Genomic DNA, 15,664 nt, shown 5'->3' with positions numbered 1-15,664 from the left:
ATTACTTCCCTTTCGCTTTTTGTAATTGAGACGGAATTAACACTGTAGTCACTCGTGATTTCGCACCGCCATTGGCTCTAAGTTGCTGTTTCTTCACATCATAAGTGATAAGTTCACCATTAATTTTGCTATCTAATTGTTTCAACTCAGCATTACCTGTCAATGTTAAAAACTCCGTACCAAGATCATAGTGCACCTTATTAGCCTTCCCATCAACCGGTTTCCCATCGTCAAGTAATTGATGAAATGTAACAGGGCTACCAAAAGCATCAACAGTTTCTTTTTTACCTGAGTTTTCAGGTGGACGTGTAATCACAACCTTGCTTGCTTTAATTAAAATCGATCCTTGAGTTATCACAACATTATCCGTAAAAGTCACTACACTCTTTTCCATATCCAACGCTTGATTATCCGAAACGATATTAATCGGTTGATTTGTATCATCTTTAAGCGCAAAAGCTGATATGGATGTCATCATTAACGTTGTGAGTAAAAATATTTTATTATTTACGAACTTCATAATATGTTTTCACCTGTTCTTTTAAAGTAGCAACTTGTTGACGTAAATTGCCAACCATTTTTAATCCTGTTGAACTAAAATTTTGTCCATTAATCTTAACCATTGAGTCTGATGTCATATCCTGTGTTTTCAAATTGACAATTGCCATCTGAGTTTCTACACGCTGCAAATGAGAAGTTGGTTCCAAACTTTCCGCCACAACATCTCCCTCTAAATACAGCATTTCATCTTTTGTGAGCTTGGCTTTTTTAGCACTCAATTTCCAACTCTGTGATACCAAAGCATGAGCAACATCCTTTGCTTGACTAGTATTAGATGAATTAACATCGAATAAATAGACTAATGGCATCTCAAAATCAGTATGTCCATCTACAGTATAATGTTTCACATTATCCGCAAGAGAAACATATTGTTTTTTCCCTTCTGGTGAAAACACTGTTGTTTCCATTTTATTGCCAATATAATCGGGGCTATCTGGCTTTTTCACCAAATTTGATAAATCAGGTGCATCCCGATTCAGTGAATAAAACCAACCTAGTAAACAAAAAACAATAATACTTAAAATTACATTCCAACGAATATTCATTTTTTCTACTTTATTATCCGGATAAGTGCGGTTAAAAACGTTGATAGCACTGCTTGAGTCTCACAAAGCTAATCTTCCAGCATCAATGATTTCAGCATTTGATAAATATCTCGATATGCTTTTGAAGGTTTATTTTGTTCCCGCTCTTTCTGTGCAGAACGAATCAAATTACGTAATTTCTGGCGATCAGCTTCTGGATAATTATTTAATAAATTCGTCAATGCTATATCACCATTTTCGATCAACTCATCACGAATTTTTTCAATTTTATGTAACATCGCTTGCTGCTGATTATGCTTATTTTCGATTTTATCTAACGCTTCACGAATTGGGGCAATATCAATACCACGAAATAATTTTCCAATATATTGTAACTGACGACGGCGCGCCTCTTTTTGTAAACGCTGAGCAAGCTCAATGGCATCAAGCAAAGATTCATCAAGGGGAATTTTAGCTAAATTTGCTTTGGTTAAATTCACAATTTTTTCGCCAAGTTGCTTTAAATCTTCTGCATCTCGCTTAATTTCACTTTTACTTACCCAAATAATTTCTTCTTGCGCCTCATCTTCCCAATCAAAAGCTTCTTTCTTCTTACGTTTCGCCATTTTTTGTCCTTTATAAAAATTGGGGCGCATTTTACCATAAACTTTGAAAATAAGATAAAATGTTGCAAATTTTTAACAGGAAAAAACAATGAAAGCACCCGAAAATCAAACCGCACTTTTAAAAGCGCAGGAGCAAGAATTACGTCACGCTGTTAGTTTTGCAGTTGAATTAGCCCAAAAAGCTGGAGCCAGTGCCGAGGTGGCTGTAACCAAAGTAAGCGGCTTATCTGTTTCAACACGATTGCAAGATATTGAAAATGTGGAATTTACCAATGATGGAGCACTAGGTATTTCCGTTTATTTAGGACAACAAAAAGGTAATGCTTCTACCTCTGATTTAAGTGAAAATGCCATTAAAAATACTGTAGAAGCGGCACTTTCTATCGCAAAATATACATCACCCGATGATTGTACAGGACTTGCTGATGAGCAATTAATGGCCTTTGATGCGCCTGACTTAGCACTTTACCATCCTGCTAATATTGATGTAGAAAAAGCAACAGAACTTGCTCTCCGTACAGAAAAATCTGCTCTTGAAGCAGATAAACGAATCGTAAATAGCAATGGTGCAAGCTTTAATTCTCACACGGGTGTAAAAGTATATGGTAATACCTACGGTATGTTACAAAGCTATTTATCCAGTCGCTATTCATTATCTTGCTCAGTCATTGGGGGCATAGAAGGTGCATTAGAAAATGACTACGAATATACAATTTCCCGTGAGTTTGATCGACTTCAATCACCGACTTGGGTCGGTGAAACTTGTGCGAGAAAAGTAATTTCACGCCTAAATCCACAAAAACTTAATACATGTGAAGTACCCGTCATTTTTTTAAATGATGTTGCAACTAGTATTATTTCGCATTTAGCGGCATCAATAAGTGGCGGTAGTTTATACCGAAAATCAAGTTTTTTACTTGATAGACTAGGAACATCCGTCTTACCTGAATGGTTTAATATCAGCGAACGCCCCCATTTATTACGTACACTGGCTTCAACGCCTTTTGATAGTGAAGGAGTCCGCACACAAAATCGTGAAATTGTTGAGAATGGTATATTACAAACCTATTTATTGACCAGTTACAGTGGAAAAAAACTCGGAATGCCAAGCACAGGTCATGCAGGCGGGATTCACAATTGGCTTATTCAACCAAATTTAACGGGAGGATTAACCGCACTCTTACGTAAAATGGATAGAGGTCTATTAGTAACAGATGTTATGGGACAAGGAGTAAACCTTGTGACTGGTGATTATTCTCGGGGTGCATCAGGATTCTGGGTTGAAAACGGTGAAATTCAATACCCTGTCGCTGAAATTACAATTGCAGGTCAATTACAAGATATGTTGAAAAACATTGTTGCCGTATCAGATGATATAGAACATCGTTCAAACATACAAACCGGCTCAATTTTATTAGAAAAGATGAAAATTTCTGGAAACTAAAAAATATTTAATATTGATAATTATTCTTATTGACAGAAATTAAAATTCTGATAAGATACCCGCCATCTGTTAAGCGATTGCAGGTTGCTCCAACAGGTAGAGTAGAAAGTAAATTCGTTAGGGTTCAAAAGGCTGAAGATTAATCTTCAGCCTTTTTTATATTTCATCTTCCATCTCTAAATCTATCTTAAAAGAATCCAAGTTATTGATATTGAAATATGGAATAACACTCAGCGAGAAATTCTGATACACATGGCATAACGATCAATTTTTTTGTAGAATAGCAAACGATTACATTCCTTTTAAATTCACAAGGACATTTTATGAAAAAACACCATGTTGATGTTTTAATTGCAGAAAGCGATGTTCACTCTCGTATTGCAGAGCTTGGGGCTGAAATAACAAAACATTATCAAGCAAAACAAGTCAATAACCTTGTTGTTATCGGACTTTTACGTGGCTCATTTATGTTTATGGCTGATATTGTACGCCACATTCATTTACCTGTAGAAATTGAGTTTATGACTACTTCCAGTTATGGAACAGGGATGACAACAAATCATGATGTACGTATCACAAAAGATCTTGATGGTGATATTAAAGGTAAACACGTATTAATCGTAGAAGATATTATCGACACTGGTTACACGCTTGAAAAAGTACGTGATATTTTGAATTTACGAGATCCTGCAAGCCTTGCTATCTGTACCTTGCTTGATAAACCCTCTCGTCGCGAGGTTGAAGTGCCTGTAGAATGGATAGGTTTTGAAATTCCAGATGAATTTGTGGTTGGATATGGTATCGATTATGCACAACGTCACCGTAATTTAGGCTATATTGGCAAAGTGGTTTTAGAAGAATAATGCTCATCAAACAAGTGCGGTCAAAATTTATAATGAATTTTGACCGCACTTATTTTTAACGTTTTGCTTTCTTAATAAACTTCATCAAACGTTTACGCTTACGCAATTGGTTCGGGGTAAGTTTATTTTTACGCCCCGCAAATGGGTTCGAGCCTTCTTGGAAAAGAATACGAATTGGTGAGCCAATAATTTTCAAACTCTTACGATAATAATTAGATAAATAACGTTTATAAGAATCGGGTAATTTATCCATTTGGTTACCGTGAACGACAATAATCGGCGGATTATAACCACCTGGATGAGCATATTTTAATTTAATTCGACGACCGCCAATCATCGGTGGTTGGTGTTCATCCGTTGCCATTTGTAAAATACGAGTTAAAAGCGAGGTCGTCATTTTTTGAGTCGCACAAGCATACGCCTCTTTAATCGAATCAAAAAGATTACCCACACCACTTCCGTGCAATGCAGAAATAAAATGCACGCGAGCAAAATCAATAAAATCTAAACGACGATCAAGCTCAGATTTAACGCGGTCTTTCACATCTTGCTCTAAACCATCCCATTTATTCACGACGATCACTAAAGAACGACCTGCATTTAAAATAAAGCCGAGCAAAGATAAATCCTGATCAGAAATGTTCTCTCTCGCATCAATAGTCAGCAATACAACATTAGCATCTTGAATCGCTTGTAAGGTTTTAATCACGGAGAATTTTTCAACAGCCAAATGCACTTTACCACGCTTACGCACACCAGCTGTATCAATCAACGTATATTGCTGCCCATCACGCTCCATTGGAATATAAATACTGTCGCGTGTCGTGCCTGGCATATCGTAAACCACCACACGATCTTCACCTAAAATACGATTGGTTAAGGTGGATTTACCCACATTTGGGCGGCCAACAATGGCAATCTTAATATTTTTATCTTGCTCTTCTTCCGATTCCTCTAACGCCTCATCAAGCAATGCCGTATCTTCTTCTGAATCAAAATCGAATTCTTGTTCCCATTCGTCTTGTTCTTCCTCAGAAGTGCAGTCATTTTCATCTGAATTTTCCATTTGTTCCGCAAAAGGAGCAAGGACTTGTTCCATTAACTGAGTGACACCACGGCCTTGTGAAGCAGCGATTTGCTCAATTTCCCCTAACCCCAACTGATAAAATTCAGCACAATGAGAATCCGCATCGATACCATCGGTTTTATTGGCCACCACAATCGTCGTTTTGTTTTGACGTTGGCGTAAGTAATTAGCAATACCAATATCCGCTGCCGTTAAACCCGCTCGCGCATCCACAAGGAAAAGAACAATATCGGCTTCATCAATAGCAAGCAAAGATTGCTCCGCCATTTTTTCTTCTACGCCCTCTTCTGTTCCATCAATCCCGCCAGTATCAATAACAATAAACTCATAGCCAGCAATATGAGCATGGCCGTATTTTCTATCACGAGTTAAACCTGGAAAATCAGCGACTAACGCATCTCGTGTACGAGTAAGGCGATTAAATAATGTGGATTTTCCCACATTCGGGCGACCAACAAGGGCCACAACTGGAGTTGCCATAAAAAATCTCTTATTTTGTCAAAATGGTGGCTATTATATCGGAAGTTAAAGGATTGGTAAAAAATGATTTCATAAAGCAAAGAAAAAGCCACAGGATGCAATCCTATGGCTTTCCAAACACTGTTTATTTATCTATAACTTAACGTTATAATAATCTCGCTTTCAAGTCATCACCTTGAAAGCGAGTGTTGCGCTTTTTCGCAACGTTTGAAGAGGATAAGAAAATGATTAAACTCATTATCCTTGTCGTACTACTATTATTAGTGAGTTTACCGACTTACTAATAACACGACATACTAGGGAGTAGCAGCTCCCTAGTTCTTCAAATCTTAAAAGTTTACTTTATTTTTGTCAAGGATGAAGCAAATTTCAGATACAAAAAAAGCACCGTTAGGTGCTATCTTTATTTATCTTAATTGGCGGAATGGACGGGACTCGAACCCGCGACCCCCTGCGTGACAGGCAGGTATTCTAACCAGCTGAACTACCACTCCGAGATAAGATATTAATTTTAAATTGGCGGAATGGACGGGACTCGAACCCGCGACCCCCTGCGTGACAGGCAGGTATTCTAACCAGCTGAACTACCACTCCGCTAAGTGCTGCGTATCATAATGACGAACATAAATCTCGTCAATCTTTTTTTATGATTTTTTTTATTGTATGATTAAATCCTAAACGATTAGTGAATAATCTCTTTGTCTAAACGTTTATCCCATAAACAATTATCACCGCTTTTTTTATTAATCATTTTAATAAATTCTAAATGCGCCAATAATTCATCTTCACTCGGTTGTAATACTTTCAAATTATGCGAAATATTCACCGCACTTCGTAAAGCTGCATTTTTATTACCTGACATGGTTCGAATAAAATGTGATTCATTCACATCATTTTCATCAAACAAACTGGTTTGGCCGCCTGTCATTGCCAAATAAACATCAGCTAAAATTTCAGCATCTAGCAACGCCCCATGTAGCGTACGTTTACTATTATCAATATTCAAACGGTCACAAAGTGCATCTAAGCTATTACGCTTACCTGGATACATTTGACGCGCCATCTGTAACGTATCTGTAACTAAGCAGATTTCATCAGTTTTCACATTAAGATTCAACTTACGAAACTCATAATCCATAAACCCTACATCGAAGGGCGCATTATGAATCAATAATTCTGCGCCTTTAATATAATCCAAAAATGGCTGTGCAATCTCATTAAATGAGGGTTTATCTGCCAACATTTCATCTGTAATGCCATGAACTTTAATTGCTTCAGGATCAACAGGACGATCAGGCTTAATATAAAAGTGAAAATTATTGCCAGTATAACGACGATTAATCATTTCTACCGCACCAATTTCAATAATACAATGTCCTTCATAATGCGCCCCTAATTGATTCATCCCCGTTGTCTCGGTATCCAGTACAATTTGGCGATTTGGATTAACCATTTGTTCAACCTATTTCTTTCCTTTAAAATGAGGACCATTTTACACAACAACCCTTTTGTTATGCAAAAACAGATTGAAATTTTTACTGACGGCTCCTGCTTGGGTAATCCTGGCCCAGGAGGAATTGGCATTGTCTTACGCTATAAGCAGCATGAAAAAACCATTTCCAAAGGCTACTTCAAAACTACAAATAATCGTATGGAACTTCGTGCTGTCATTGAAGCACTGAATATTTTAAAAGAGCCCTGCCAAATCACACTTTACAGTGATAGCCAATATATGAAAAACGGGATCACAAAATGGATTTTCAATTGGAAAAAAAATAATTGGAAATCAAGTCAAGGCAAACCTGTAAAAAATCAAGATTTATGGCAAGCGCTGAACGAAGCCATTCAACATCATCAAATCAATTGGCAATGGGTAAAAGGCCATGCAGGACATCGCGAAAATGAAATCTGTGATGAATTAGCCAAAAAAGGGGCTGAGAACCCAATATTGGAAGATGAAGGATATTTTGAAACCTCAATATAAATCCCCAGCTTCGATGTATTTTTATACCACTTTATTTAAGCAAACGATTACGAAAGCATTCATCCGAACACAAAATAAACAAAAACTAATGAAAAATGTGATCTTGATCAAATTTTTGGAAATTAAGCCTATAGAAGTGATTGACACAAAAAAAGGAATTTGCAATGATTTGCGCATCTATTTAGGCGGTTGGACTGCCATATAAGGAAAAAGTTCAATCATAGATAGTAAAACAACCATAAGGAATACAAATTATGAAAAAAACACTTGCAGCATTAATCATTGGTGCATTTGCAGCTTCAGCGGCGAACGCGACAGTAATCTATAATAATGAAGGTACTAAAGTTGAATTAAACGGTTCTTTACGTATCAACTTAGAAAAATCTAACCAAGATGGTATTAATAAATCAGGGAACTTAAAACGTCATACTCATTCAGGATTGAAAAATGATGGTTCTCGTTTTGAAATTAAAGCACGTCATGATTTAGGTGATGGCTATTACGCATTAGCACGTACTGAAGTACGTTTTGATGGTGATGAAAAAGGTCTTAAAAAGAAAGACAACGATGGTTTTGGTAATTTAACTACGAAACGTGCTTATGTTGGTTTAGGCCACAAAGAATTTGGTCAAGTAACTTTTGGTCGTCAAGTAACTATTGTTGATGACGTAGTGACAGCAGAAGACAAAACATACGGTCTAATTGAACAAGGTGATTACGTATCAAAAGAAGGAAAATCTGTTGTTCGTTACGACTACTATGGTATTGAAGGTTTACAATTAGGGGTTGGTTACCAATTTGCAGAACAACGCAAAGATAATAATGAAGTACTTGAAGGTTCTGTTCAAAACTCAAACCAATTTGGTGCTTTATATGAAAAAGATGGCATAATTGCTAAAACTGCGTTTGGTAGAACAAATTACAAAACTGGCAATACAGAAACTAAAGAACATAGAGATGGCGTTGTTGCTAGCTTAGGTTATGAGTTCAATGGTGTAACTCTTTCTGTGGATGGTGGTTACGCAAAAACCAAATTTAAAGATACCGATAAAAAAGAAACTCGTTTCTTTGTATCACCAGGTTTCCAATATCAAATTACTGACTTAAGTAAAGTATATGGTAACTATAAATATGAACAAATTAAAGGCACGGATAGTTCTAAAGATAAACAACACGGTTTCTTACTAGGTATTGACTATAAACTTCATAAACAAGTAGTAACCTACTTAGAAGGTAAATATCAAGTTACTAAATCTTATGACGAAGATGGTAAATACGTAGACGATAGCAAAGTTAAAGATAAAGCTATTGGCGTAGGTATCCGTGTATACTTCTAATTAGTTGATTAAAGACTACTGTATAAAAGGCGAATCAAATGATTCGCCTTTTTACTTATTACATGTAAACAAAATCTAGTCATAACGAAGTACGGTAATAAAAATAGCATTTTATTACCGCACTTTTTCTTATATGTTCACAGGCTTAACAATTTCGCTCGGATAGCACCCTAAAATCTTTAAATAATTACTATAATTTTTCAGCTCTTCTAAGGCTTGTTGCGTATCGGGATGATGAATATTCGCCTCAATTTCTAAATAGAACATTTCTTCCCATGGTTTACCATAGATTGGACGAGATTCTAATTTTGTCATATTAATGTGGTGTTTTTTAAATACCAATAAGGCATCGACTAATGATCCCACCTGTTGTGAAGTCGTCATCAACAATAAGGTTTTTGTTGGGATCTGAGAAGAAACCTCTCGAGGTGTTTTAGCAACCACAATAAAACGTGTAATATTATTTTCTTGATTAGCAATATTCGTTTTCAGAACATTCAAACCATATAATTTTCCACCGTCTTCATTACCCAATGCCGCGATATTAGGTTTATTCAAACTTGAAACTAATTGCATAGCATGGGAACTACTTTCGCAATATTCAATATGAACACGTTCAAGACTATGAATAAATTGGCTACATTGTTGAATAACTTGAGGATGGCTATATAAGGTATCAATTTGGCTTAAATCTGTCATATCATTGACTAATACGCAATGTTTAATTGGATAAGCCAACTCTCCCACCAATGAAAGCTCTGTATGTTGAAGTAAATCATAAACTTCATTAATCGCACCCGAAGTAGTATTTTCTAAAGGAAGGATACCAAAATCAGCCTCACCATTTTGTACTTTTTCAAATACTTGCTCAAAAGATTGACAGCCTAATTCAATAAATTGTTTTTGGTAACGTGCCGCATAATTCCTTGCCGCAAGATTAGAATAAGATCCACGTTTCCCTAAAAATGCAATATGTAAATTTTGGCTACGCTGTTCATTTAATTTATTTTGTAGGTAAACTTGCTGCGTTAATACTGAATCTTCAATGATTTTTTGAAAAATTGATGTGATATATTGAGCCTCAAGTTGATAGTTCTCATTTTCAGCAAATTGAATCAATTCTTGCAAAAGCGCTTGTTCACGCTCAACATCTCGTAAAGCCTTTTGAGTGACTTCTTTGCTTCTTACAACATCAAAAGCTAAGCGATGACGTTCTGACAGCAACTTCAACAAACTACGATCAATTTGTGTAATTTGTTGCCGAATTTCTGATAATTCTAATGCCATAATGTTTTCCTATAAAATCTTCCCGAAATTAACCGCGCTTTTGCGCTTTACAATTAAAATACGTACTAAATAAAAAAGCTATACTTCTTATCAGAAATATAGCTTTTTCAACAAAAAAAGAATTAAATCAATACTTGAACAGGCGCTACATACCCTTGCGGTACTTGAGCTTTATCTTCAAAGGTGACAAATTCCCATGCTTCTTGATTAGCTAAAACGGCGCGAAGCAATTTATTATTCAAACCATGTCCTGATTTATAAGCTTTGAAATCACCAATGATATTATAGCCTGCCATGTAAAGATCGCCGATCGCATCTAACATTTTATGGCGTACTAATTCATCTTTGAAACGTAATCCATCCTCGTTAAGAATACGATAATCATCTAACACGATAGCATTATCAAGGCTACCGCCTAATGCCAAACCTTGAGATTGAAGATATTCAATATCTTTCATAAAACCAAAGGTTCTTGCTCGGCTTATTTGATGAACAAATGCTTGAGCCGAAAATTCCATGTCATAATTACGCACGTTTTTACCAATCGCAGGATGATCAAAATCAATAGTGAAATTTAAGCGGAAACCATTATAAGGCTTAAACTCAGCCCACTTATCACCGTCTTCTACACGTACATATTCTTTAATACGAATAAATTTCTTCGCTGCGTTTTGTTCTTCAATACCCGCATCCAGTAACAAATAAATAAATGGGCTTGCACTACCATCCATAATAGGAATTTCTGGAGCATCGACTTCAATAATAATATTATCAATACCAAGGCCTGCTAGTGCAGCATTTAAATGCTCAACTGTTGAAATACGCACACCTTGCTCATTTATTAAGGCAGTACAAAGCATAGTATCACGCACAGAATTAGGATCAGCAGGAAATGCCACAGCTGGATTTAAATCTGTACGGTAATATACAACCCCTGTATTTGGCATTGCAGGACGTAAAGTTAATGTTACCTTTTTGCCACTATGCAAGCCTACACCAGTGACCTTAATGCTTTGTTTTAATGTTCTTTGTTTAATCATATTATTTACCCTTAATTTCAGGCAATACTACATCAATTTGATGAATTTTCATCACGTTGTGCTGCAGGGTTAAAGAAAGCATTGTTTTTAAACATATCTAAACGATCTGTAATAGGTTTATCAAGCGGACGATGATATTCCTCTTCTACTGTTTTAGTTTCTTCAACCGGTTCCGGACGACGAATATCTGGCACAATACTTACATCTTGTGGCTGGCGTACGGGGCGAACAACTTGAATTGGCTCATTAACTGAGATATCTCCCAATCCTGTTGCAACAATAGTCACTCGGATTTCGTCCGTCATTTCAGGCACTAAGCTGGTACCAATCACGACAGTAGCATCTTCAGAAGCAAAACTACCCACCGTTTCACCGACAATATTAAATTCTTCGAAAGAAAGATCCATACCCGCAGTGATATTCACCAAAATACCTTTTGCATTTGAAAGATCGATTTTCTCTAATAAATCATTACGTACGGCAATACGAGCGGCTTCTTCAGCACGCCCTTCACCCGCAGAACCAACAGCAGAACCAAAGCCAATCATTGCTTGTCCCATTTCTGACATAACAGTTCTTACATCAGCAAAATCTACGTTGATTAAACCTGGTGAGGTAATCATATCTGAAATACCCATTACAGAATTACGTAATACATCGTTTGCTGCAGCAAATGCATCAATTAATTTAGCGTTTTTAGGGAGAACTTTTTGAATTTGTTGATTTGGGATAATAATCATTGAATCAACATATTGCGCTAAATCTTTAATACCCAATTCAGCAAATTGCATACGTTTTTTGCCTTCAAAAGCAAACGGCTTAGTAACAACCGCTACGGTCAAAATACCTAATTCTTTTGCAATTCTCGCTACAACAGGCGCAGCCCCCGTACCTGTACCGCCACCCATACCAGCTGCAATAAAGACCATATCTGCACCTTCAAGCATTTTACGGATTTCTTCTTGATCATCTTCCGCTGCTTTACGGCCAATATTTGGATTTGCCCCTGCACCTAAACCTTTAGTCGTCTCTCCACCAATTTGTACAGTTTGTTGAACATGGCTTTTACGTAGAGCTTGTGCATCAGTATTTACTGCATAGAAAATAATGCGGCCATGCTCTTCCGATGTTAATGTGCTTTCCCCTAAGTAGGTACCACCCATTTCTTGTTTCACCATATTCATAACCATATGGTTGACGGCATTACCGCCACCGCCTCCCACACCTACGACTTTAATCAGTGCGCCGGACTCGTTAAAATTGTCGTACTCAGGGTACTCAGGGTATAGCATTGATGTTCTCCGTTATGATCAGACAAACTGACCCAATATATAAAACCTAAATTCTCTTTATTGTAGATGAAAAATCAAAATAATCAAAATTCTGACCGCACTTTATTGACAATTTTTTTAATTCCTTGCCAAATTGGCTGCCAAACACCACTCTCTGAATCATCACTACCCGAAATTAAATCATCATCACTATTGCTTTGATTATATTGTAATAAGCCTACTACTGTAGAATATTGTGGACGACTCACATAATCCGTTAAACCAGTAATATTTAACGGGCTACCAATACGTACTTGGCAATTAAATACATCTGAAGCACATTCTTTTAAATCTTCAATTTGTGCGCCACCACCAGTAATCACAACACCTGCAATTAATTCAAATTTAATATGTTTTGCTTCTAATTCTTTCTTTAATTTATCTAATTCATCTTTTACTACACCTAAAAGTTCAGTATAACGCGCAGATGTAATTAAGGATAAATCACTTTTAGTTAAAGAACGAGGTGCTCGACCACCAATACTTGCCACTTCAATTTTTTTATCGCCATGTAAACGTGCTGGATAAAATGCACTTGCATAATTAACTTTAACACGCTCAGCTTCTGCACGTGAAATAGTACAAGCGTGTGCAATATCATTTGTCACAATATTCCCAGCGTAAGGAATTACCTTACTAAAACGCAAAGCACCATTAGTATAAACCATCACATTCATTGTGCCTGCGCCAAAGTCAATTAAGCATACCCCTAAATCTTTTTCATCTTCAGTTAATACTGAATGGGTAGCAGCAAAACCAGAAAATACAACTTTATCAACCTGTAAACCACAACGTTCAACAGCTTTTTTTAAGTTATTTTGCCAATCTTGATGGCAAGCAATTAAGTGCACTTGAGCTTTTAATCGAACACCTTGTAAACCAAGAGGATTCTTGATATTAAATTGACGATCTACTGCATATTCTTGTGGAATAATATGTAATAAAGATAATCCTTCTGGCAATTTAATCGAACTTGCAGTGTGAAGTGCCGCATCAATTTCATCTTGTGTTACTTCGCGATCAGAAATAGGGACAAAGCCGCTTTCATTTAAGCTTTGAATATGCTCACCTGTAATTGCTAAAGTCACACTCATAATTTGGCAGTCTGCCATGGATTCAGCGCCTTCAATCGCACGTTGAATAGAATTGACGACAGCATCAAGATCAGTAATACTGCCACGATCAATACCTTTTGATGGGCAACTTCCCATCCCAAGAACATTTACCACACCATCAGGGAAAACTTCCCCAACAACTGCGACAACTTTTGACGTGCCAACTTCTAATCCTACAATCGTTTTTGCTTCCACACCTTTAACCATTTTTGCACCTAGTTATTTTATTTATCTGCCATACCTACAGCAGCACCTGCCGTATATCGTAAATCTACATAATCTATTTTTTTATTTTCTGGTACATCAATTTGTGGATAAATCGTTACAAAGCGCTCCAGTTTCGATTTCCACTCACCTCTGCCTAATCTTAACACAATATCATTATCAAGCGTAACCTGCCATGCACCACGCTCATCAATTGTCATGCCTTTTGCCATTAAATTCTTGGTCTTAAAATCAGCATAAATTTGACTCCATGCCTCCAAAACTTTTAAGCTTTGATAATCTGGCCCTCCTAAATAAGGTAACGTTTGCTTATTCAACCTTTCAAAAGGAAGCTGAAATACAACACCATCTTGTGTGACTAACTGGTTATGATTCCAAAATGCTACAGGCTGATATTCAGTTACCCAAATGCTTAAACGATTTGGCCATATTTTCCGAACAATTGCATTCTTAACCCAAGGCAAAGCTTCTATTTGAGCCTGAATAGGCTCAACATCCTGTCCCCAGAAGCCTTTTAACGATCCCATTTTTAATAGGCTTTCTTTTATATCTGCATCCGTCGTAAATGTTTTCTGCCCCATAAGTGCAAATGCTCCCATGGGTTTGTCATCCATTTTTTCTAAAAGTGTTTGCCAATTAATATATACGCTAAACACAAGCAAAGCGCCTAACAAAGCAAAGAAAGCCCGGATGTGAAAATAATACTTGGACTTTTTTTCGCCAAAACGAATATTCTGTGGTGTATTCCCTTTCAGAATGTTCATATTATGCACTTAACTCCAAAATTTTCACGACAAGTTGCTCAAAAGAAATTCCGACTGTCGCAGCTGATTTAGGAAATAAACTATGACTAGTCATACCAGGGTTTGTATTCACTTCCACTAAACGGAAATTGCCTTTTGAATCACACATGACATCAATACGGCTCCAACCACGACAACCTACTGCATCATAAGCACGTTTCACTAATAGCGCTAATTCTTGTTCACGTTCAGGCGTTAAGCCTGCAGGACAAAAATATTGTGTATTATCTGAAATGTATTTTGCCTGATAATCATAAAACTCACCTTCAGGTACAATACGAATAGCAGGTAAAACCTTTCCATCTAATACAGGTACAGTTAACTCATCTCCAGCAAGCCACTCTTCAATTAAAATTGTATTATCAAATTTAAGGGCAAATTCTACCGCACTTTTTAGGGCTTCTACGGTTTTCACTTTTGTTAATCCCACACTAGATCCTTCTAAAGACGGTTTTACCATTAATGGTAAGCCCAATCTTGCCACAACCTCTTCAGAATTAAGATTATTAAAAGTTTCACGTGTAACCACTTCCATTTCAGCGACAGGTAAACCAAACGCCTTCCATAGCATTTTTGTACGCATTTTATCCATCGTCAACGCAGAAGCCATCACGCCACAACCAGTATAAGGCAAACCAATTTGCTCTAATAAACCTTGCATTGTGCCATCTTCACCACCACGACCGTGTAAGATATTAAATACTCGATCAAAACCATCATTTTTAAGATTTGCAACAGGGTATTCTTTAGGATCTACTGGATGAGCGTTATACCCCTGATTCAACAAAGCCTCTAATACGGCTTTCCCCGATTGAAGAGACACTTCACGCTCAGCAGATGTACCGCCTAGTAATACAGCAATTTTTTCTTTTTTTAAGTTCATTTTTTATCCTGTTCGTCATTACCTAGGGAAAATATATCCTAGATTTCTTTCTATTCTATTTCATGGGAAATATA

The 15,664-nt window shown here is 36.8% G+C and carries 16 protein-coding genes and 2 tRNA genes; 5 read left to right on the top strand and 13 right to left on the bottom strand.

The features are described from left to right. Position 1: 1 nt before the first annotated feature. The 3 genes from lptA to yjgA all read right to left on the bottom strand — a co-directional run bounded on the left by lptA (position 2) and on the right by yjgA (position 1,711). On the bottom strand, positions 2-520 hold the full coding sequence (gene lptA, locus FE813_RS08880) for a lipopolysaccharide transport periplasmic protein LptA (protein ID WP_048954107.1): 519 nt from the start codon (positions 518-520) through the stop codon (positions 2-4). Continuing rightward, positions 504-1,106, bottom strand: a complete 603-nt coding sequence (gene lptC / locus FE813_RS08875; protein WP_106013392.1) for an LPS export ABC transporter periplasmic protein LptC — start codon at positions 1,104-1,106, stop codon at positions 504-506. The genes lptA and lptC overlap by 17 nt, the downstream gene beginning before the upstream one ends. Positions 1,107-1,174: 68 nt before the next feature. Then, positions 1,175-1,711: a ribosome biogenesis factor YjgA gene (yjgA, locus tag FE813_RS08870; RefSeq protein ID WP_106013393.1), complete on the bottom strand. Its 537-nt coding sequence runs from the start codon at positions 1,709-1,711 to the stop codon at positions 1,175-1,177. 88 nt (positions 1,712-1,799) lie between these two features. Here yjgA and pmbA point away from each other — a divergent pair, with 88 nt between their 5' ends. After that, positions 1,800-3,155, top strand: a complete 1,356-nt coding sequence (gene pmbA, locus FE813_RS08865) for a metalloprotease PmbA (protein ID WP_106013394.1) — start codon at positions 1,800-1,802, stop codon at positions 3,153-3,155. 323 nt (positions 3,156-3,478) lie between these two features. Beyond that, entirely contained in the window at positions 3,479-4,018 is a 540-nt protein-coding gene (gene hpt / locus FE813_RS08860) for a hypoxanthine phosphoribosyltransferase (protein WP_139990271.1), read from the top strand. 55 nt (positions 4,019-4,073) lie between these two features. Here the strand turns inward: hpt and der are convergent, their stop codons facing one another. Next, positions 4,074-5,585, bottom strand: a complete 1,512-nt coding sequence (der, locus tag FE813_RS08855; protein WP_139990270.1) for a ribosome biogenesis GTPase Der — start codon at positions 5,583-5,585, stop codon at positions 4,074-4,076. Positions 5,586-5,809: 224 nt separating this feature from the next. On the opposite strand from der, the gene FE813_RS10835 reads away from it, so the two are divergent. Further along, positions 5,810-5,869: a hypothetical protein gene (locus FE813_RS10835; RefSeq protein WP_371316042.1), complete on the top strand. Its 60-nt coding sequence runs from the start codon at positions 5,810-5,812 to the stop codon at positions 5,867-5,869. A gap of 133 nt (positions 5,870-6,002) precedes the next feature. Here the strand turns inward: FE813_RS10835 and FE813_RS08850 are convergent. The 3 genes from FE813_RS08850 to dnaQ form a co-directional block, all read right to left on the bottom strand. Continuing rightward, positions 6,003-6,079: transfer RNA gene (locus FE813_RS08850), tRNA-Asp, on the bottom strand. Positions 6,080-6,102: 23 nt separating this feature from the next. Continuing rightward, positions 6,103-6,179 (bottom strand) — tRNA-Asp (locus FE813_RS08845). An 88-nt stretch (positions 6,180-6,267) separates the two neighbouring features. Next, complete coding sequence (gene dnaQ, locus FE813_RS08840; RefSeq protein WP_139990269.1) at positions 6,268-7,038, bottom strand: DNA polymerase III subunit epsilon; 771 nt, start codon at positions 7,036-7,038, stop codon at positions 6,268-6,270. A gap of 60 nt (positions 7,039-7,098) precedes the next feature. On the opposite strand from dnaQ, the gene rnhA reads away from it, so the two are divergent. Further along, the gene (gene rnhA / locus FE813_RS08835) at positions 7,099-7,569 is read left to right on the top strand and encodes a ribonuclease HI (RefSeq protein WP_048954113.1); all 471 of its coding nucleotides are present in this window, start codon (positions 7,099-7,101) and stop codon (positions 7,567-7,569) included. Positions 7,570-7,823: 254 nt separating this feature from the next. After that, positions 7,824-8,906 (top strand): porin, encoded by a 1,083-nt coding sequence (locus FE813_RS08830; protein ID WP_106013397.1) that lies wholly within the window; start codon positions 7,824-7,826, stop codon positions 8,904-8,906. A 129-nt stretch (positions 8,907-9,035) separates the two neighbouring features. Here FE813_RS08830 and FE813_RS08825 read toward each other — a convergent pair whose 3' ends face one another. The 6 genes from FE813_RS08825 to FE813_RS08800 form a co-directional block, all read right to left on the bottom strand. Then, a complete protein-coding gene (locus FE813_RS08825; RefSeq protein ID WP_111407207.1) occupies positions 9,036-10,193 on the bottom strand; it encodes a chorismate mutase in 1,158 nt (385 codons plus the stop codon). Between the two features lie 122 nt (positions 10,194-10,315). Beyond that, positions 10,316-11,233 carry a UDP-3-O-acyl-N-acetylglucosamine deacetylase gene (gene lpxC, locus FE813_RS08820; RefSeq protein WP_048954116.1) on the bottom strand — a complete coding sequence of 306 codons (918 nt, stop codon included), beginning with the start codon at positions 11,231-11,233 and terminating at the stop codon, positions 10,316-10,318. Positions 11,234-11,265: 32 nt separating this feature from the next. Beyond that, positions 11,266-12,525, bottom strand: a complete 1,260-nt coding sequence (ftsZ, locus tag FE813_RS08815) for a cell division protein FtsZ (protein WP_139990268.1) — start codon at positions 12,523-12,525, stop codon at positions 11,266-11,268. Positions 12,526-12,608: 83 nt separating this feature from the next. Further along, entirely contained in the window at positions 12,609-13,886 is a 1,278-nt protein-coding gene (gene ftsA, locus FE813_RS08810; RefSeq protein WP_048954118.1) for a cell division protein FtsA, read from the bottom strand. A gap of 17 nt (positions 13,887-13,903) precedes the next feature. Further along, positions 13,904-14,668 carry a cell division protein FtsQ/DivIB gene (locus tag FE813_RS08805; protein ID WP_139990267.1) on the bottom strand — a complete coding sequence of 255 codons (765 nt, stop codon included), beginning with the start codon at positions 14,666-14,668 and terminating at the stop codon, positions 13,904-13,906. A 1-nt stretch (position 14,669) separates the two neighbouring features. Continuing rightward, complete coding sequence (locus tag FE813_RS08800; protein ID WP_139990266.1) at positions 14,670-15,590, bottom strand: D-alanine--D-alanine ligase; 921 nt, start codon at positions 15,588-15,590, stop codon at positions 14,670-14,672. Between the last annotated feature and the right edge of the window lie 74 nt (positions 15,591-15,664).

The sequence above is a fragment of the Haemophilus seminalis genome (assembly GCF_006384255.1).
In the GTDB taxonomy this organism is placed as follows: Bacteria; Pseudomonadota; Gammaproteobacteria; order Enterobacterales; family Pasteurellaceae; genus Haemophilus; species Haemophilus seminalis.
This window is presented reverse-complemented; position numbering and strand designations above follow the sequence as displayed.

Bases quoted from the DNA above. Each gene is read 5' to 3' on its own strand.
- lptA (WP_048954107.1), bottom strand. From the start codon at position 520: ATGAAGTTCGTAAATAATAAAATATTTTTACTCACAACGTTAATGATG.
- lptC (WP_106013392.1), bottom strand. From the start codon at position 1,106: ATGAATATTCGTTGGAATGTAATTTTAAGTATTATTGTTTTTTGTTTA.
- yjgA (WP_106013393.1), bottom strand. From the start codon at position 1,711: ATGGCGAAACGTAAGAAGAAAGAAGCTTTTGATTGGGAAGATGAGGCG.
- pmbA (WP_106013394.1), top strand. From the start codon at position 1,800: ATGAAAGCACCCGAAAATCAAACCGCACTTTTAAAAGCGCAGGAGCAA.
- hpt (WP_139990271.1), top strand. From the start codon at position 3,479: ATGAAAAAACACCATGTTGATGTTTTAATTGCAGAAAGCGATGTTCAC.
- der (WP_139990270.1), bottom strand. From the start codon at position 5,585: ATGGCAACTCCAGTTGTGGCCCTTGTTGGTCGCCCGAATGTGGGAAAA.
- dnaQ (WP_139990269.1), bottom strand. From the start codon at position 7,038: ATGGTTAATCCAAATCGCCAAATTGTACTGGATACCGAGACAACGGGG.
- rnhA (WP_048954113.1), top strand. From the start codon at position 7,099: ATGCAAAAACAGATTGAAATTTTTACTGACGGCTCCTGCTTGGGTAAT.
- FE813_RS08830 (WP_106013397.1), top strand. From the start codon at position 7,824: ATGAAAAAAACACTTGCAGCATTAATCATTGGTGCATTTGCAGCTTCA.
- FE813_RS08825 (WP_111407207.1), bottom strand. From the start codon at position 10,193: ATGGCATTAGAATTATCAGAAATTCGGCAACAAATTACACAAATTGAT.
- lpxC (WP_048954116.1), bottom strand. From the start codon at position 11,233: ATGATTAAACAAAGAACATTAAAACAAAGCATTAAGGTCACTGGTGTA.
- ftsZ (WP_139990268.1), bottom strand. From the start codon at position 12,525: ATGCTATACCCTGAGTACCCTGAGTACGACAATTTTAACGAGTCCGGC.
- ftsA (WP_048954118.1), bottom strand. From the start codon at position 13,886: ATGGTTAAAGGTGTGGAAGCAAAAACGATTGTAGGATTAGAAGTTGGC.
- FE813_RS08805 (WP_139990267.1), bottom strand. From the start codon at position 14,668: ATGAACATTCTGAAAGGGAATACACCACAGAATATTCGTTTTGGCGAA.
- FE813_RS08800 (WP_139990266.1), bottom strand. From the start codon at position 15,590: ATGAACTTAAAAAAAGAAAAAATTGCTGTATTACTAGGCGGTACATCT.